The organism is Ralstonia edaphi, from assembly GCF_958350185.1.
Classification (GTDB): domain Bacteria; phylum Pseudomonadota; class Gammaproteobacteria; order Burkholderiales; family Burkholderiaceae; genus Ralstonia; species Ralstonia edaphi.
The window spans coordinates 462,221-480,514 of record NZ_CATWHI010000005.1 but is presented as its reverse complement, the minus strand read 5'-3'; the positions used below and the strand labels follow the sequence as shown (position 1 = coordinate 480,514).

Annotated in this window: 18 protein-coding genes; 2 read left to right on the top strand and 16 right to left on the bottom strand. The window is 62.9% G+C overall.

What is annotated here, in order from left to right:
* Positions 1-7: 7 nt before the first annotated feature.
* Positions 8-373, bottom strand: coding sequence for an RnfH family protein (locus R2669_RS19755; protein ID WP_316901789.1), 366 nt, complete (start codon positions 371-373; stop codon positions 8-10).
* A complete protein-coding gene (locus tag R2669_RS19750) occupies positions 360-797 on the bottom strand; it encodes a type II toxin-antitoxin system RatA family toxin (RefSeq protein WP_009238217.1) in 438 nt (145 codons plus the stop codon). The genes R2669_RS19755 and R2669_RS19750 overlap by 14 nt, the downstream gene beginning before the upstream one ends.
* Positions 798-922: 125 nt before the next feature.
* On the opposite strand from R2669_RS19750, the gene smpB reads away from it, so the two are divergent.
* Positions 923-1,369, top strand: a complete 447-nt coding sequence (smpB, locus tag R2669_RS19745; RefSeq protein WP_027677453.1) for an SsrA-binding protein SmpB — start codon at positions 923-925, stop codon at positions 1,367-1,369.
* Positions 1,370-1,389: 20 nt separating this feature from the next.
* On the opposite strand, the gene R2669_RS19740 is transcribed toward smpB, so the two are convergent.
* The 3 genes from R2669_RS19740 to ppsA form a co-directional block, all read right to left on the bottom strand.
* On the bottom strand, positions 1,390-2,316 hold the full coding sequence (locus R2669_RS19740) for an SPFH domain-containing protein (protein WP_316901788.1): 927 nt from the start codon (positions 2,314-2,316) through the stop codon (positions 1,390-1,392).
* Positions 2,317-2,365: 49 nt separating this feature from the next.
* Entirely contained in the window at positions 2,366-2,791 is a 426-nt protein-coding gene (locus R2669_RS19735) for an NfeD family protein (RefSeq protein WP_316901787.1), read from the bottom strand.
* 164 nt (positions 2,792-2,955) lie between these two features.
* On the bottom strand, positions 2,956-5,343 hold the full coding sequence (gene ppsA, locus R2669_RS19730; RefSeq protein ID WP_316901786.1) for a phosphoenolpyruvate synthase: 2,388 nt from the start codon (positions 5,341-5,343) through the stop codon (positions 2,956-2,958).
* Positions 5,344-5,573: 230 nt separating this feature from the next.
* Here ppsA and ppsR point away from each other — a divergent pair, with 230 nt between their 5' ends.
* Positions 5,574-6,425, top strand: a complete 852-nt coding sequence (gene ppsR, locus R2669_RS19725; RefSeq protein ID WP_147218375.1) for a posphoenolpyruvate synthetase regulatory kinase/phosphorylase PpsR — start codon at positions 5,574-5,576, stop codon at positions 6,423-6,425.
* A gap of 67 nt (positions 6,426-6,492) precedes the next feature.
* Here ppsR and R2669_RS19720 read toward each other — a convergent pair whose 3' ends face one another.
* The 11 genes from R2669_RS19720 to bamA form a co-directional block, all read right to left on the bottom strand.
* Positions 6,493-7,389, bottom strand: coding sequence for a metal-dependent hydrolase (locus R2669_RS19720; RefSeq protein ID WP_316901785.1), 897 nt, complete (start codon positions 7,387-7,389; stop codon positions 6,493-6,495).
* Positions 7,390-7,421: 32 nt separating this feature from the next.
* The gene (locus tag R2669_RS19715) at positions 7,422-9,230 is read right to left on the bottom strand and encodes an SDR family oxidoreductase (protein ID WP_316901784.1); all 1,809 of its coding nucleotides are present in this window, start codon (positions 9,228-9,230) and stop codon (positions 7,422-7,424) included.
* Between the two features lie 17 nt (positions 9,231-9,247).
* Positions 9,248-10,123 (bottom strand): M24 family metallopeptidase, encoded by an 876-nt coding sequence (locus tag R2669_RS19710; RefSeq protein WP_316901783.1) that lies wholly within the window; start codon positions 10,121-10,123, stop codon positions 9,248-9,250.
* A 142-nt stretch (positions 10,124-10,265) separates the two neighbouring features.
* The gene (locus tag R2669_RS19705; RefSeq protein WP_316901782.1) at positions 10,266-11,048 is read right to left on the bottom strand and encodes a TrmH family RNA methyltransferase; all 783 of its coding nucleotides are present in this window, start codon (positions 11,046-11,048) and stop codon (positions 10,266-10,268) included.
* A 22-nt stretch (positions 11,049-11,070) separates the two neighbouring features.
* The gene (gene rnhB, locus R2669_RS19700) at positions 11,071-11,769 is read right to left on the bottom strand and encodes a ribonuclease HII (protein WP_316901781.1); all 699 of its coding nucleotides are present in this window, start codon (positions 11,767-11,769) and stop codon (positions 11,071-11,073) included.
* 4 nt (positions 11,770-11,773) lie between these two features.
* Positions 11,774-12,907, bottom strand: coding sequence for a lipid-A-disaccharide synthase (lpxB, locus tag R2669_RS19695; protein ID WP_374220548.1), 1,134 nt, complete (start codon positions 12,905-12,907; stop codon positions 11,774-11,776).
* Positions 12,908-12,948: 41 nt separating this feature from the next.
* Complete coding sequence (gene lpxA, locus R2669_RS19690) at positions 12,949-13,764, bottom strand: acyl-ACP--UDP-N-acetylglucosamine O-acyltransferase (RefSeq protein WP_027677464.1); 816 nt, start codon at positions 13,762-13,764, stop codon at positions 12,949-12,951.
* Entirely contained in the window at positions 13,761-14,264 is a 504-nt protein-coding gene (gene fabZ / locus R2669_RS19685; protein WP_147218386.1) for a 3-hydroxyacyl-ACP dehydratase FabZ, read from the bottom strand. The genes lpxA and fabZ overlap by 4 nt, the downstream gene beginning before the upstream one ends.
* On the bottom strand, positions 14,261-15,334 hold the full coding sequence (lpxD, locus tag R2669_RS19680; RefSeq protein WP_316901779.1) for a UDP-3-O-(3-hydroxymyristoyl)glucosamine N-acyltransferase: 1,074 nt from the start codon (positions 15,332-15,334) through the stop codon (positions 14,261-14,263). Before lpxD ends, fabZ begins: the two co-directional genes overlap by 4 nt.
* Positions 15,335-15,344: 10 nt before the next feature.
* The gene (locus R2669_RS19675) at positions 15,345-15,896 is read right to left on the bottom strand and encodes an OmpH/Skp family outer membrane protein (protein WP_124381025.1); all 552 of its coding nucleotides are present in this window, start codon (positions 15,894-15,896) and stop codon (positions 15,345-15,347) included.
* Positions 15,896-18,193 (bottom strand): outer membrane protein assembly factor BamA, encoded by a 2,298-nt coding sequence (gene bamA / locus R2669_RS19670; protein WP_027677467.1) that lies wholly within the window; start codon positions 18,191-18,193, stop codon positions 15,896-15,898. Before bamA ends, R2669_RS19675 begins: the two co-directional genes overlap by 1 nt.
* Positions 18,194-18,294: the final 101 nt, after the last annotated feature.

Here is an 18,294-nt window from a genome sequence, read left to right as displayed (position 1 = left end):
CTAAGACTTACTCGAGGACGTCGTCCTTGGGCGGCGCCTCGTTGCGCAGCCATTTCAGCCCTTCGCGCGTGCCGGTGGCCCGCACTTTCTGCACGCGCCGCCGACGTGCGGTCTTTGGATCGGCGATCAGCGCGCCCAGGATTTCCACCCGGTCACGCGCATGCAATGCGGCATCGGGCGTCTTGCGCTTGCCGTAGACGCCCAGCCGGCAGGTATCGATGGTCAGATCCAGGCCGCTGAGCAAGCCGGACGCGCGCACGGCGTCGGCCACCGTCGCCTGCGCCGGCACTTGCACATTGACGAGCCGCGGCGGCGTGACCGTCGCCAGGCAGACCATCACGTCAATCACGGACCCGGATTCAGGACTCGCCATACACCGCCTCGGCGCGTTTGACGAATGAATCGACGAAGGTATTCGCAATCATGCTGAACACGGGGCCGATCAGCTTTTCCAGAATCACGCTGGAAAACTCGTAATGCAGGTGGAAGTTGATCTTGCAGGCATCCGCGCGCAGCGGCGTGAAGATCCAGAAACCGGTGAACGACTTGAAAGGCCCGTCTGCGAACGTCATATCGATGCGGGTGGGCCGCGTTTGCACGTTGCGCGTGCGAAAGAACTGATGGATGCCCTTGAAAGCGATATCGACACGCGCGTCGAGTGACGTTTCCGTCTGCTCGTAGATTTCCACGCCGCCGCACCACGGCAGAAAGTTCGGATAATCCTTGACGTCGGTGACCAGGTCGAACATCTGTTCGGCCGAGTAGCCAATCAACACGGTTTTTTCAACGTCTGCCATGCGTGATCCGAAAGCTTTGCGCGCCGCGCCCCGGTTGGGATTGCGGCGGATTTGTTAAACTCGCCATTTTATCGCAGCGCATGCAGGGATCATCACCCCAATGCGCGCACCGCATATTCCAACGTATGACCATCGCCGACAACAAGAAGGCCTTCTTCGATTACTTCATCGAGGAGCGCTACGAGGCAGGCATGGCTCTCGAGGGCTGGGAGGTGAAAGCCATCCGAGCCAACCGTGCGCAAATCAAGGAAGGCTACGTCGTCATTCGTAACGCCGAGCTGTTCCTGATCGGGGCCCATATCAGCCCGCTGCAATCGGCCTCCACGCATGTCAATCCAGACCCCGTGCGCACGCGCAAACTGCTGCTGCACGCCGAAGAGATCAAGAAGCTCATCGGCAAGGTGGAGCAACGCGGCTACACGCTCGTGCCGCTCAACCTGCACTACACGCGTGGCCGCGTGAAATGCGAAATCGGCCTCGCCAAGGGCAAGAAGCTTTTCGACAAGCGCGAAACCGAGAAGGACCGCGACTGGCAGCGCGAAAAAGCGCGCCTCATGCGCGAGAAGGCCTGAGCCCTCTCGCTTGCCCACCTTTACGCGCTCGGCCGCTGCTGCTTCACAATCGTCAATGCTGACGCAATCATCGTGCTCAGGTCGCCCATGTTGCCCGGCACGATGAGCGTGTTGCCCTGCTTGGCCAGGTTGCCGAACGCGCTCACATACTCTTCCGCCACTTTCAGGTTGACGGCATCGATACCGCCCTCGGTGCGAATGGCCTGACCGATCTTCTGGATCGCCTGGGCATTGGCCTCGGCCACCGCCAGAATTGCCGCCGCCTCGCCTTGCGCCTTGTTGATGGCGGCCTGCTTTTCCCCTTCGGATTTCTGGATAGCGGCCTCGCGCGCACCAGATGCCAGGTTGATCTGCTCCTGACGTTTACCCTCCGATGCGGCGATCAGCGCACGCTTTTCGCGCTCGGCCGTGATCTGCGCCTGCATGGCGTGCAGGATTTCCTTCGGCGGGGTCAGATCCTTGATTTCGTAGCGCAGCACCTTCACGCCCCAGTTGGATGCCGCCTCATCCAGCGCATTGACGACGCTGTGGTTGATGAAATCGCGCTCTTCAAACGTCTTGTCCAGCTCCAGCTTGCCGACCACCGAGCGCAGCGTCGTCTGCGCGAGCTGCGTGATGGCGATCACGAAATTGCTGGAGCCATACGATGCCCGCATCGGGTCCGTCACCTGGAAATACAGGATGCCGTCCACCTGCAGCTGCGTGTTGTCCTTGGTGATACAGATCTGGCTCGGCACGTCGAGCGGGATTTCCTTGAGCACGTGCTTGTAGGCCACGCGGTCGACAAAGGGCAGCACGATGTTGAGCCCCGGCGAGAGCGTCGCGTGATACTTGCCCAGCCGCTCCAGAATCCAGGCGTGCTGTTGCGGCACGATCTTGATGCCTTGCGCAATGAGCACGACGGCGGCAAACAGGACGATGATCGCGAGAGTCCCCAGCTCGAACATAGAACCTCCGTGGTTGAGCTTGTTGGTTGTTTTAGGTGCTATTTGCGTGTTATTTGGGCGCGACGACGAGCACGTTGCCACGCACTTCGACGATCCGGAATTCACCGGCCGTGGCCGGCGCGTGCGGTGCAAGTTCGACATCCCACGCCGCGCCGCGATACTGCACGCGCGCGCGGCGCTCCGGCGACCAGGCATCGACGCGCAACATCTCGCCGATATCCAGATTGACGTTGCGATTGCGTGCGGCATTCTCGCGCGTGGTCCGCCCGTAGCGCGTACGCCGCAGCCCGACGATGCCGAACACCGCCACGATGGCGGCCACGACAGCCTGGGCAGGAAACGCAAGGCCGATCAGCGCCGCAAGACCGCCTGCGATGAGGCCGATTGCCACCATCAGCAGATAGAACGTCCCCGTCATCAGCTCGCCGATGACGAGCAGCACGGCCAGAGAAAACCAGACGGTCTGAGCCGACATACTCCCTCTCCCTGAATCCCATAAAAAACCCCCGCGACGCTGCACGTCTGCGGGGGCATGTCGCTCGGCCCCCGCCAGCGTTGGACGCCACCGGGCACTTCGCGGTCTTGTTGGCGCATATCCGTCAGGATACGCGCCTCGTCTTACGACACTCTAGGCCGGAATTAAACCGTACCGAGCTTCTGCCATGTGTCGACCACCGAATCCGGGTTCAGCGAGATCGACGAAATCCCTTCCTTGGCCAGCCACTCGGCAAAATCCGGATGGTCGGACGGGCCCTGACCGCAGATGCCGACGTACTTGTTCATCGACAGCGCCGTAGAAATGGCACGCTGCAGCATGAACTTGACCGCCGGATCGCGCTCATCGAAGTCCTTGGCCAGCAGCTCCATGCCGGAGTCGCGGTCCAGGCCGAGCGTGAGCTGCGTCAGGTCGTTCGAACCGATCGAGAAGCCGTCGAAGTACTGCAGGAACTGTTCGGCCAGGATCGCGTTGGACGGCACTTCGCACATCATGATCAGGCGCAGGCCGTTCTCGCCGCGCTTCAGGCCGTACTTGGCCAGCAGCTCGACAACCTTCTCGGCCTGGCCCAGCGTACGCACGAACGGCACCATCACTTCAACGTTGGTCAGGCCCATCTCGTCGCGCACGCGCTTCATGGCACGGCACTCCATCTCGAAGGCTTCGGCAAAGTCTTCGGCGATGTAGCGCGAGGCGCCGCGGAAGCCCAGCATCGGGTTTTCTTCGTCCGGCTCGTAGCGCGAACCGCCGATCAGCTTCTTGTACTCGTTGGACTTGAAGTCCGACAGGCGCACGATCACGGGCTTCGGATAGAACGCCGCTGCGATGGTGGCAATGCCCTCGGCGAGCTTGTCGACGTAGAACGCGCGCGGGCTGGCATGGCCACGGGCCACGCTTTCCACGGCCTTCTTCAGGTCGCTGTCGACCTGCGGGTAGTCGAGGATCGCCTTCGGGTGAACGCCAATGTTGTTGTTGATGATGAATTCCAGACGCGCCAGGCCCACGCCGCCGTTCGGGATCTGGCAGAAATCGAACGCCAGTTGCGGATTGCCGACGTTCATCATGATCTTGGTGCTGATCGTCGGCATTTCGCCGCGCTGGACTTCCGTGATTTCGGTTTCCAGCAGACCGTCGTAGATCTTGCCTTCGTCGCCTTCGGCGCACGAGACCGTCACGAGCGTGCCGTCCTTCAGCAGGTCGGTCGCATCGCCGCAGCCGACCACCGCCGGCACACCCAGCTCACGCGCAATGATGGCTGCGTGGCAAGTACGGCCGCCACGGTTGGTGACGATGGCCGAGGCGCGCTTCATCACCGGTTCCCAGTTCGGGTCGGTCATGTCGGCAACCAGGACGTCACCCGGCTGCACACGTTCCATTTCAGCCGGATCGTTGATCACGCGCACCGGGCCCGTACCGATCTTCTGGCCAATGGCGCGGCCGGTGGTCAGCACCGGCGCCGAGCCCTTCAGGCGGAAACGCTGCTCGACCTTGCCGTGCGCCTGGCTCTTCACCGTCTCAGGGCGGGCCTGGAGGATGTAGATCTTGCCGTCCTTGCCGTCCTTGCCCCACTCGATGTCCATCGGGCGGCCGTAGTGCTTTTCGATGATGACGGCGTACTTGGCCAGCTCTGCCACGTCGGCATCATTGATGGAGTAGCGGTTGCGGAGTTCGCCCGGCACGTCGACGGTCTTCACGCGGCCTTCTTCGCCCGGCGCAGTGAACTCCATCTTGATCAGCTTGGAGCCGATCGAGCGGCGGATGATCGGGTACTTGCCGGCAGCCAGCGTCGGCTTGAAGACGTAGAACTCGTCCGGGTTCACAGCGCCCTGCACCACCGTTTCGCCCAGGCCGTAGCTGGAGGTGATGAAGACGACATCCTGGAAGCCCGATTCGGTGTCGATGGTGAACATCACGCCCGAGGCGCCGCAGTCCGAGCGGACCATGCGCTGGACACCGGCCGACAGGGCGACCACGTCGTGGGCAAAGCCCTTGTGGACGCGGTACGAAATCGCACGGTCGTTGTACAGCGAAGCGAACACGTGCTTGATCTTGTCGAGCACGTCGTCGATGCCCAGCACGTTGAGATAGCTCTCTTGCTGGCCGGCAAACGAAGCGTCCGGCAGGTCTTCCGCCGTGGCCGAGGAGCGCACGGCGAACGATGCCTCGGCGCCTTCGCGGGCCGACACGCGAGCGTACGACTCGCGAATCTCCTTCTCCAGACGCGGCTGGAACGGCGCGGTGGCGACCCACTCGCGGATCTCCTTGCCGGCGACAGCCAGCGCCTTGACGTCGTCGACGTCGAGGCTGGCCAGACGCTGCGAGATGCGCTCGGTCAGGTTGTTGTGTGCAAGGAAATCGCGGAACGCCAGTGCCGTGGTGGCAAAACCGCCCGGAACGCGCACGCCGGCGCCATCCAGCTGGGAGATCATCTCGCCCAGCGAAGCGTTTTTACCGCCAACGACCTCGACATCGGTCATCCGCAATTGCTCGAACGGCAGCACATAGGCGCCGTCTTGCGACAGGTTAGTCATACAAGCCCCTAAACTAAGTGAAAAACCGGTCGGACGCGCACGGGGCTTTCTTGTTGTGGTTTGGCCGTACGAATCGCTTGGCTAAATCATCCGGAAGCCGTGCCAAGACTGCCGCCGCGGCAGCGCCTGACAGGCAATTGGCCCGAATTGCTTAGCTAAACGATCGCCGCTATTCTACCGTGCCGCAGCACGATTTCCTGCCGGCGTGCTGGAAAAACCCCTCCTTTTCGATGACCGACCTCGCCTCCGCATCTCCCAACCGGACACCTTTCCGGACCGTTTTCATCGTGTCGGATGGCACCGGGATCACTGCAGAAACCTTCAGCCACTCGATCCTGGCGCAGTTTGAGATGAAATTCCGCCAGGTGCGGATTCCATTTGTCGACACGATCGACAAGGCGCATGTTGCAGTCGCCAAGATCAATGAGGCGTTTCACGTCGAAGGGGTGAGGCCGATTGTCTTCACCACGTTGGTGGATGCCGAGGCAAACGAGATCGTCCATCGGGCCAAGGCCACCATCCTGGACATGTTCCAGACCTTCATCGAGCCGCTCGAGAGGGAGCTGAACCTCAAGTCCACGCATGCCATCGGGCGTTTTCACCAGAATGCTGACACCGAGGCGTACAAGAACCGCATCGAAGCGATCAATTTTTCACTTGCCCACGATGACGGGCAGTCACACAAGAACCTGGCCGAGGCGGATGTGATTTTGGTGGGGGTATCGCGCAGCGGCAAGACGCCGACCAGCCTGTACCTGGCGATGCAATATGGCGTGAAATCGGCCAACTATCCGCTCATTCCGGATGATTTCGAGCGCGGCAAGCTGCCCACCGTGCTGTACGACTACAAGAGCAAGATTTTCGGGCTGTCGATTGACCCTCAGCGCCTGTCGGAAATCCGCAATGAACGTCGCCCAGGCAGCAAATACGCCGCGCTGGAAAATTGCCGCTACGAGATCAACGAGGCCGAAGCGATGATGCGGCGCGAGGGCATCAAGTGGCTGTCGTCAACGCACAAGTCGATCGAGGAGATTGCCACGACGATCCTGCAGGACATCAAGATGGAGCACGGCAACTACTGAGCGCAGGACGCCAAAGCACAAGCAAAACGGCCGGCATTGCACCGGCCGTTTTGCTTTTCTGTGCCGGTCAGGCGCGATCGCGCACCCAGTTGCCGCCGTGCGCCGCGGCCTGCGCTGCCGGCGATGTTTCCAGATAGGCCAACGCCTGCTCGGTCGAACCTTCATGATGCGGCGTATAGCTCGGCCGGAAATAGCGCAGCGCGGCCCCCAGCATTTTCCAGAACGAGGGCAGGCAGTTACGCCGCGAGCCATGCCACCAGCCGCGAATGAAGCCGGGAAACCTGCCCGCGTCCGGATCGCGCTTGTACATGAAACGGAAGCCGGTCATCAGGAAATACAGCAGTAGCAGGATCGTGGTCAGCATGTGGAAGCAGCGCTCGAGATACGTGCCGCCCATGTGGCGGAAGATGTCGAACGCGACGGTACGGTGCTCGACTTCCTCCGCGCCATGCCAGCGCAACAGGTCCAGCATGACGGGATCGGCCTGGGCGGCGTCCAGCCCCTTTGCGTTGAGCACCCAATTGCCCAGATAGCCGAAAAAGTGCTCGAGTGCGGCGATGATACCGAGTTGCTGCCGCAGCCAGAAACGCGTGTGACCGATCTTCAGACCCAGCGGCTGTTCGCCGAGCACCTTGGAGAACAGCCAGTCGAGCCGCTTGGTGAAAGGCTGGGTATCGATGCCGTGGTCCTTGTAGTAATGCGTCAGCACGCCGCCATGCGAGCGCGAATGGACGGCCTCCTGGCGCAGAAAGCCCTCGGCGTCGGCGCGCAGCTTCGCGTCGGCAATCAGCGGCAGCGCCTTGTTGTAGACGCGGCAGAACCACAACTCGCCGGCGGGGAAGAGCAGGTTCAGGATGTTGATGATGTGCGTGCTGGACGGATCGCCAGGAATCCACTGGATGGGCGTGTCCTTCCAGTCGAAACGGACGTGGCGGGCCTTGATGAAGTAATCGGGCGCGGTCATGGTGGTCTCCTGATGTTCTTGTCGGCGCGGGTTCAATGCCCGGCCATGCTCACGCGCGCGATCAGCCGGCTGAGCCATTGCGCGTAGCGCGAGATGAAGCGTGACGAATGCGCCTCGATACCGATCGTGACGACGGGCTTGTTGCGCTGAATCGCGCCAAACATCGCTTTCGCGACGGTTTCGGGCTTGAGGCCCCGCAGTTGATAGAGCTTCGTCGCGCGGGCGCGCAGTTGCGCCTGCTGTGCCTCGGTCGTGCCGGTGTAGACCGTGGAGGCCATGATTCCAGTCTCTGCAAAACCGGGGCAGATGGCCGACACGCCAATGCCTTGCCCGGCCAGTTCGCCACGCATGCATTCGGACAACATCAGCACCGCGGCCTTCGTCGTGGCATAGGCGGCAAGATCGCGCGATGGCGCAAACGCCGCTGCTGATGCGGTGTTCAGGATGTGCCCGCCCTGCCCCCGCGCCACCATTTGCTTGGCGAACAGCCGGGCGCCGTGAATCACTCCCCACACGTTCACGTGCAGGATGCGTTGCCAATCGCGCTCGGACGTGTCGACAATGCCGCCCGCCATGCCGATGCCCGCGTTGTTGACGACGATGTCGGCGCCGCCTAACTCCTTGCCGACCCAATCGACCAGCGCTTCCATCTGCTCGGCGTTGCCCACGTCGACGGTACGCGCCCACGCCTTGCCGCCAGTGAGGCAGATGAGCTTGGCGGTGCGCTCGGCGTCCTCGGCACGAATGTCGACGGCGACAATGGCTGCGCCTTGCTCCGCGAATTCCAGCGCCGCGCAACGACCGATGCCGCTGCCGGCCCCGGTGATGACAGCGAGCTTGCCGGACAGCGGCTTGCGCTCGCCCTGCTGACGCGCGCGCTGCAGTGCTTCGGATTCCGGCTTACCTTCGGCGTGCTCGATCAGCTCGCGCGCCATCTCGGCCATGCGGGCGGCATGCGTGACCGGCAGCCAGTGCCGGGCCACAACCTCTCGGCGCCAATACTGCGGCACCCAGCGCGAGGGGTCCTCGGACAACGCGGGGCTGACGTACTTGTCCAGCATCGGCACGATCACCTGCACCGGCGCATGTGCGACACGCTTGCGCGGCGTGAACAGGCTGCGGATGAAGTTGGCGCGATACAGCGACACACCACGCACGCCATCGGCCGTCTGCGTGGGGCGCGGCTCGATGACGGTCTTCTCGACACGACGCAGCACGCGCGGCCACGCCCGCCCCAGCCACAGGCGCCAGCTCAGTTCCGGCACGATCGGCAAATGGAACAGCAGCACGTACCACGATCGCACGAGCTGGCCCAGCATCTTGCCCAGCGACGACGGCGTCGGGCGCAGCAGTCGCGCGCGCATCCAGTGCCCGACGTGGTCCAGGCACGGCCCCGAGCACGACGTGTATGACGCAATGCGGCCGCGCAGGCGCGCCTCTGTCACGAATTCCCACGACTGGATCGAACCCCAGTCATGCGCGATCAGGTGCACGGGCTTGCCGGGGCTCAGCGCTTCGATCACGGCGATGAAGTCATCGGTCAACCGCGCGAAGGTGTAATTGCGCATCCCGCTGGGCGAACTCGACCGGCCTGCACCCCGCACGTCGTAGGCAACGACGTAGTAGTCGCGCGCGAGCAGCGGTGCCATCTCGTGCCAGACCTCGCTGTTGTCGGGATAGCCGTGCACCAGCACGACGGTCGGATGCGCCGGATTGCCCCACGTCTTGACGGCGAGCGAGACGCTGCCGGACTGCACCATCCGCTCCGAATAGTCGTTGGGCGAAACCGCTGCGGGCGATTCGAACAACGCCAGCGGGGCCTCTTCAAGAAGCGTTTTCATCTGGGCCTCCGCGTGCGTCAGGCGGCGCGTTGCTGCGCGAGTTGACGCTGCTGCCAGCGACGCACGTGCGGCAGATCGTCGTCGAGCCAGTAGGCGTCGTCTTCGGTGATGACGAGCAGTTCCTCGAACTTGGCCCCGACGCCATGGAAGCCGAGGTGCGGCTCGACGGCCCACAGGCCCGGCACCGGCGCGTGTTCGGATCGACGATCGATCGACCACAGCGGCGACCACCCTTCCTGCTTGCCGCTGCGCACCTGGTCGAGGATCAGGTTGCGCGTGGCGTTCAGCCCGAAGCGCGCAACGAAACGCGGCTTCGATGGGCTGTCGAGCTTGGCCACGCGATGCGCCAGCACTTTGAACGGATACGCCTTGTGACGCGGCTCCACGCCCTGCCTCATGCAAAGCTGGTCCACCGCACGGGCCACGTCGGCCATCGACCGACGCTCGCGGATCAAGCGCACGATCAACTCACGATGCGCCATCAAGTCGTCCTGCAGCTGCTCGAGGATGGCGTTTTCGCCGAGACACGTGGCATAGCCGACATCGGCGATCACGCCATTGCGCACGGGCGCCACGTCCAGGATGACCGGCATGTTCTCTTCCAACCGCCGCGACGACGGAAAGAACGCCAGGTTGAAGCCGGCCATATGCGTCAGGCCCGACAAGCCCTGGAACGCGGTGCGGTCGCCAAACCACGCGAACGGCTTGTGCAGCCAGTCATGGACGCCGCGATCGCCAAGCCACTCGGTGAGCAGCTTGGCCGCGTCCTTCTCGGTCATGCCGGGGCGCAGCATGCCGCCGACGGCTTCGACGCACGCGTAAGCGAGCTGCTGGATTTCGCGAAACTGGGCGAGTTCGTCGACATGGACGCGCGCCAGGGTGGGGTTCGGCATGCCGGTCTCCTTGAGTCTGGGTATCGAGGGCGCTCGATGGCACCGCGCTCAATGTTCCATTACTCAATGTCAAAGTCAATGCGGGACTTTTCTGGCGTTTGAAAACGCCGTAGGACCGGTAACCGACAGAAAAAAGAGAGGGCTAACCCGCGCGGCGTTGTCGCACGGCCTCAAACAGGCAGATCGCTGCTGCGGCAGCCACATTGAGCGATTCCATGCCGCCCGGCTGTGGAATCGTGACGGGCGTCGTCACGGCAGAAAGCCATTCCTCCGACACGCCCGCGCCTTCGTTGCCGAACACCCAACCCACAGGTGCATTGAGCGGCACATCGAACACCGCCTGCTTTGCGTGCGACGAGGTCGCCAACAGCGGCACCTGAAGCCGCGAATGCACGCTTTCGAAGGTGCAGTGCTCAACGATATTCAGGTGGAAATGCGCACCCATGGCGGCGCGCAATGTCTTTGCGGACCACGCGAACGCGCAGCCCGGTGTCATGAACACATCGCGCACGCCGGCGGCGGCCGCACACCGCAGGATGGAACCAACGTTGCCCGCGTCCTGAATGCCATCGAGGACGACGCAGTCTGCATCGATCGTCTGCGGCAACTTGCCCTCCGGCGTCTCGACCAGCGCCATCAGATCGACGCCGTTGACGACGGTGGTGAGTTGGCCAAACAGGTTGTCCGCCAGCAGGATGACGGTGTCCGGATCGACGCGATCGAGCACCGCGGCCACTTCCGGGTGACGGATATGGCGCTCCGAGACCAGGCATTGCGCCGGCATATGGCCCGCATCCAGATATGCCATGACGAGATGCACGCCATCGAGCACGGATTGCCCCGCGCGCCGACGATGCTGCGTCGAGCCCGAAAGCGCCTTGAGATGCTTGAACACCGCGTTGTCGCGGGAAGTGATGTGCTTCACGAATGGGCCCAGCGGAAAAAGGTCAGTCGTCCCAGGCGCTGCCTGCAGCGGCGGTTTCGATGCTGATCGCGCTCATCCCCTCCAACGCACGACGCACCGGTGCAAACGAGCGGCGATGATGCGGCGTTACGCCATGCAGGTCGATCGCGGCGAGATGCTGCGGCGTGCCATAGCCGGCATGGACGTCAAAACCGTAGAGCGGAAATTCGGTATGCAGCGCGGCCAACTGGCGATCGCGCGTCACCTTCGCCAAGATGGATGCCGCTGAAATGGCGGGTACCAGCGCATCGCCCTTGACGATGGCCTCCACCGCAAACGCCACTTGCGGGCAACGATTGCCGTCCACCTGCACGAGATCGGGCAGCGTGCCCAGTGCAGCCACGCCCTGCACCGCGCGCTGCATGGCGAGCATGGTCGCGTGCAGGATGTTGATGCGATCGATTTCTTCGACGGTGGCTTCCGCCACGTGCCAGGCGAGCGCCTTTTCGACGATTTCGTCGTACAGCGCTTCACGCTTCTTGGCAGTCAGGATTTTGGAGTCGGCCAAGCCCTTGATCGGCTTGCGCGGATTGAGCACGACCGCTGCAGCCGTCACCGGCCCGGCCAAGGGCCCGCGGCCAGCCTCATCCACACCGCACAGGATGCGACGCGCGCGCTTGGCCGCCGGCTCTTGCGAGAGCAGCAGGCCAAGCTGATCGGGATTCGGTTTGCGGGAAGCCATGGACTCAAAGCTTACCGCGACTGCGCAGCAGATCGACCACGACTTTCGCGCCGATCTCGGCCATGTTCTGCTTGAGCGTCAGGTGCATCTGCGTGAAGTGTTCACGCAGGAACGTGGCGTTGCCATGGTCGCTCAGCTGCAGCAGCGTTTCGCGCGCGAGTGCCTCGGGCGTTGCGTCATCCTGCAGCAGTTCTGGCACGACAAAGCGGCCGGACAGGATGTTCGGCAGCCCAACATACGGCAGATAGCCTTTGCGCTTCATGATCTGCGCGGTCAACCAGGGCACCTTGTAGGTGATGACCATCGGTTTCTTGTACAGCGCCGCTTCCAGCGTTGCCGTGCCGCTCGCCAGCAGGATCACGTCAGCCGCTTCCATGGCGGCGTGCGACTGACCATCGACGACCCACAGATGCAGGCCCGGATGCTCCGCGCGCATGGCATCGATGCGCTCGCGCAGCGTCGCATTGGCCGCCGGCAGCACAAACGCCAGATCCGGCTCGACCGCCTGCATGCGCGACATCGCCGCAAACAGCGTCGGCCCGAGATGCTTCACTTCGGAATTCCGGCTACCCGGCAGCACCGCAACCACCTTGCGGCCCAACGGCAGCCCCAGGCGCGTGCGAGCGCCCTCCACGTCGGGCACCAGCGGAATCTCGTCCGCCAGCGGATGCCCGACGTACGTGGCCGGAATGCCGGCCTTGGCGTAAATCTCGGGCTCGAACGGGAACAAACAGAGGATATGGTCGACGGCCCGGGCGATCGTCTTGATACGACCCGCTCGCCAAGCCCAGATCGACGGGCTCACGAAGTGCACCACCGGCACACCCGCCTGCCGCATGGCGATCTCGACGTTGAAATTGAAGTCGGGCGCGTCCACGCCGATGAACGCCAGCGGGGGCGCAGTCAGCAGGTTCTGCTTGAGTTCCTTGCGGATCGTGAGAATCTCGCGCAGCTGGCCGAGCACTTCCACGTAGCCGTTGACCGACAGCTTGTGCATGGGCCAGTTCGACTGGAAACCCTGCTCCGCCATGCGTGCCCCGCCGATGCCGTTGTAGGCGATGTCGGCAGGCAAGTGTGCGTGCAATCCCTTCAGCAGCAGCGAGGCCAGCAAATCGCCGGAAGCCTCGCCGGCCACCATGCCGATGCGGCGCACCGGCATGGCGTTCTGTGGCTGCTCGCTCAACGCACGATGCCGCGCTTGGTGGCGGCAATGAAATCAGCAAATGCGGTCAACACCTCGCGTGTCGGGGCGTCATCCGCCTGAGCGATCTGCGCGGCGATTTCCGCCTTGGCCTGATCAAAGCTCAGATCGCTCTTGTAGAGCAGCTTGTACGCCTGGCGCAGCGCGGTGATCTGCTCGGCCGTAAAGCCACGGCGGCGCAGGCCTTCCACGTTGATGCCGTGCGGTGCGGCCTTGTTGCCGCCCTTGTCGCTGGCGGCGATCACGAACGGCGGCACATCCTGCACCAGCGCCGATGCACCACCCAGCATGGCATGCGCGCCGATGCGCACGAACTGGTGCACGCCCGACATGCCGCCGAGGATCGCCCAGTCGCCCACTTCCACGTGGCCCGCGATCTGCGCGTTGCTCGAGAACACCGTGTGGTTACCCACGCGGCAATCGTGCGCGATATGCACGTAGGCCATGATCCAGTTGTCGTCGCCGATGGACGTGATGCCGGCATCCTGCGCCGTGCCGGTATGGATCGTGGTGAATTCACGGATCGTATTGCGATCGCCGACGATCAGCTGCGTCGGCTCATCACGATACTTCATGTCCTGCGGGCGGCCACCCACCGATGCGAAGTGGCCGATGCTGTTGTCACGGCCCAGCGTCGTGTAGCCCTCCACCACCGTGTGGTGGCCGACGCGCGTGCCCGCGCCCATGCGCACGTTCGGGCCCACGACCGTGAACGCACCGATCTCGACGCTCGAATCCAGTTCGGCCTTCGGATCGATCTGCGCGGTCGGGTGGATCTTCTGTGCTTGCGTCATGCCTCGCCCTTGGACTTGTCTTCGCGCACGGCACACATGATTTCGGCTTCCACGGCGACTTCGCCGTCAACCTTGCCGTACACCTTGAACTTCCACATACCGCTCTTCGAGCGCAGCAGCTCAGCCGTCATCACGAGCTGGTCGCCCGGGATCACCTGCCGCTTGAAGCGGGCACCATCGATGCTCACAAACAGGTAGAGCTGATTTTCCTTGCGCTCGTGGTCTGCCTCGCCGAAGGTCAGCAGCGCAGCGGTTTGCGCCAGCGCCTCAAGCATCAACACGCCCGGCATGACCGGATGGCCGGGGAAGTGCCCGTTGAAGAACGGCTCGTTGAACGTCACGTTCTTGATGGCCGTAATCGACTTGCGCGGCTCCAGCGCGATCACGCGGTCCACCAGCAGCATCGGGTAGCGATGCGGCAGCAGGTCGAGAATCTTCTTGATGTTGAAATCGCAGACGACGCTGGGGTTGGCGCTCGTCGCATTCGTTGCTTCGGTCATGATTGTTGCTGCAGGTCTTTGACCCGCTGTTCGAGTTGTTGCAACCGTTCGCGCATGCGCGTCAGGCCTCGGACGATGGCCGCGTTACGCTCCCAGTCGCTGTGCGGCATGAATGGGAAAACGCTGGTGAAATGGCCACCGGGCTTGGTGATGGATTTGGTAATGGATGTGCCGCCCGAGACGGTCACGCGATCAGCGATGGTCAGGTGGCCGGCAAAATTGGCCGCGCCGCCGATGATGCAGTAGCGCCCGATCTTCGTGCTGCCCGAAATAGCAGCGCAGCCGGCGATCACGGTATAGGCGCCCACGTGCACGTTGTGCGCGATCTGCACCTGGTTGTCGATCTTGCAGCCTTGCTCGACCACCGTATCGGCCATCGCGCCGCGGTCGATGGCGGTGTTCGCGCCGATCTCCACGTCGTCGCCAATCACGGCTCGGCCAACCTGCGGAATCTTCACCCATTCGCCGCCCTGCGGACCGAAGTCCGGGGCAAAGCCGAAGCCATCCGCGCCGATCACGACGCCGCTATGCAGAATGCAACGCGCCCCGACCACGCAGCCGTGGTAGATCGAAACGTTCGCGTAGATCAACGTGTCCTCGCCAATACGCGCGCCGGCGCCAACGAAACTGTTGCCCGCGATGCGCACCCGCTCGCCGAGCACAGCACCGGCTTCGATGGTGACGTTCGGACCGATGGAGCACGACGCCGGCACCGTGGCGCCCTGTTCCACGCTGGCAGTGCGGTGGATGCCCGGCACAACGGGGCGCGCCGCCAGCGCAACGAAGCGCTGGGCGACACGAGCAAACGCAGCATACGGATTGGCCGCAATCAGCCAGTTCCGGCCAGCAGCGTGGCCCTGACTTTCGAGCGTTTCCAGATCGCGGGGCGACACGATAATCGCGCCCGCGCCGGAACTGACAGCCTGATTGAGGTACAGCGGATTGGAGAGAAAAGCGAGCTGATCAGCGCCCGCTTGATCCAGCGGCGCGATCGACTTGACGATCAGGCCTGCGTCACCCTGGACGGTCGCGCCAAGCGACGCAGCAAGTTCACCAAGCGAAAACGACATGCGAACAACCTCATTTGGCCGATTGCGAATTCAGCGCCTTCAGCACCTCGTCCGTAATGTCGATGCGCGGGTTCACGTACACGGCTTCCTGCACGATCAGGTCGTACTTACGCTGCTCTGCGATCGAGCGGATCACGCGATTGGCGCGCTCGAGCACCTGGGCCAGCTCTTCATTGCGGCGCTGGTTCAGGTCTTCACGGAATTCGCGCTGCTTGCGCTGGAAGTCACGATCCAGGTCCGACAGTTCACGCTGACGGCGGGTGCGATCGGAATCGGCCAACACGGCAGAATCCTTGTCCAGCTTGTCCGACATGCCTTTCAGTTTGGCGGCCATGTCCTGCAGTTCGCGGTCGCGCTTGGCGAACTCCGTTTCCAGCTTTGCCTGGGCGGCCTTGGCCGGTTGCGAGTCGCGCAGGATACGCTCGGAATTGACGGCGGCGATGCGCGCTTCCTGCGCCGTGGCCGGCAGCGCGAAGCTGGCTGCGGCAAGTGCGGCGAAAGCAGCGGACACGCCCATGCGGGACAACGTGATGCGCGTGGATTTCATGATGAATGCAGTCATTAGAATGCAGTTCCGATCTGGAACTGGAAGCGTTGCGTTTGATCTTCGGTCTTGCGTTTGATCGGGAAGCCCATGCTGATCTTCAGCGGGCCGATCGGCGACAGCCACGACAGACCGAAACCAGTCGAGTAGCGCATGTCGCCCAGCTTGTACGGCTGACCTTCGGCGAACACGTTACCGTAGTCGAAGAACGTGAACAGGCGAACCGTGCGGTCCACGCCAGAACCCGGCAGCGGGAAGATGAATTCGACGTTGCCGACGAACTTGCTGGCGCCGCCAATGGCCACGCCGTTGGCGTCGCGCGGGCCCAGCGTGCTGGTTTCGTAACCGCGCACCGAGCCGATACCGCCCGCGTAGTAGTTCTTGAAGACCGGGAAATCCTTGCCGCCGTAACCGTGGCCGTAACCGATTTCGTTGTTGAACGCCATCGTGAACGACTTCGACAGCGGGTAGAAGTACTGGTGCTGGTAGTACGCACGGAAGTACTGCAGATCGCCGCCCGGGATACCGAATTCCAGGTTGGCCTGCTGATAGCGGCCGCGCGTCGGCACCAATGCGCTGTCACGCTGATCCTTCGACCAGCCGATGGTGATCGGGAAGTTGTTGGTGATGCGGCCGTTCTTCGCGACGTAATTCTGGTAAGCCAGCGGCGTGTTGGTCGTCACGTCGATGGTCGTGCGCTCGTAGCCGATGCCGAAGAAGACGGTATCGGTTTCGGAGAACGGCACGCCAAACTTGACGTTGCCGCCTTGTTGCACAACGCGGTAGTCCTGGTCACCCGTGTAGTACAGCGGGCGGTACGTGCGGTAGTACAGTTCGGTCGAACGGCTGATGCCATCCACCGTGAAGTACGGATCGAACTGCGTCACCGCAATCGTGCGGTTCGACTTGGACGTGTTCACATCCAGGCCGAGGCTCGTACCGGAGCCGAACACGTTGTCCTGACGGATACCAGCCGACAGCACCAGCTTGTCGGTCGACGAGAAGCCCACGCCCAGGTTGATCTGGCCCGTCGGCTTTTCGGTCACGTTGACGTTCACATCGACCTGGTCCGTCGTGCCGGGCACGTCTTCCGTCGTGATGTTGGCATCGGTGAAGTAACCGGTGCGGTTCACGCGATTCTGCGACAACTGCAGTTTCTCGCCATCGAACCACGACGCTTCCATCTGGCGCATTTCGCGGCGCACGACTTCGTCGCGCGTCTTGCTGTTGCCGACGACGTTCACGCGACGCACATAGACACGGCGGCCCGGATCGACCACCAACGTGAGCGCCACCGTGCGGTCCGACTGGTTGATCTGCGGCTGCGGATTGATGGTGGCGAAAGCGTAGCCGTACGTGCCGAGCAGGTCGGTAATCGACTTGGTCGTCGACGACAGCTTGGCCGACGAGAAGACATCGCCCTGCTTGAGCTTGATGAGCTTCTCCATCTCGGCCTGCTTGCCGAGCAGTTCGCCGGTCAGCTTGATGTCCGACACCTTGTACTGCTCACCCTCGTGGATGTTCAGCGTCAGGTAGATGTCCTTCTTGTCCGGCGTGATCGACACCTGGGTCGACTCGATGGCGAATTCCAGGTAGCCGCGATCCAGATAGAACGAGCGCAGTGCTTCAAGGTCAGCCGTGAGCTTCTGCTTGGAGTACAGATCGTTCTTGGTGTACCACGACAGCCAATTCGGCGTGGACAGTTGCATCTCGTCGCGCAGGTCGCCTTCCTTGAAGGCCTTGTTGCCGACGATATTGATCTGGCGAATCTTGGCGGTCGGACCTTCGTCCACCGTGAACGTGATCGACACGCGGTTGGCGTCGACCGGCGTCACGGTCGTCGTCACCTCGGCCGCGTAGTAGCCGCGCGAAACATACTGGCGCTTGATTTCCTGCTCGGCGCGGTCGATGAGGGATTTGTCGTAGTAACGGGCCTCGGCTACGCCCACGCCACGCAGCGTACGACGCAGCGCTTCCTTGTCGAACTCCTTGAAGCCGATGAACTCGAGCTGCGAGATCGCCGGGCGCTCTTCCACGCGCACCACCAGCACGTTGCCTTCGGAGCGGATCTGCACGTCCTTGAAGAAGCCGGTGTTATAGAGCGCGCGGATCGATTCGGCGCCCTTCTCGTCGGTGAAGGTCTCACCCACCTTCACGGGCAGATAGCCGAACACGGTGCCCGGCTCGACGCGCTGCACCCCCTCCACGCGAATGTCCTTGACGACGAACGGCTCCACTGCATGAGCCTGACCGGCAGTGACGGTCAGCACGGAAGCCGCCAGCACGCTGAGCGGGAAGCGATGTTGTCTGATCAATCTAATCCCCTAGTTGGATTCAATCGGAATCCACTTCTGAGTGTTTTCAAAACCCTGAGTTGCCCGCTCACGCCGGTGGCAACGATGCGGCTTACCGACCC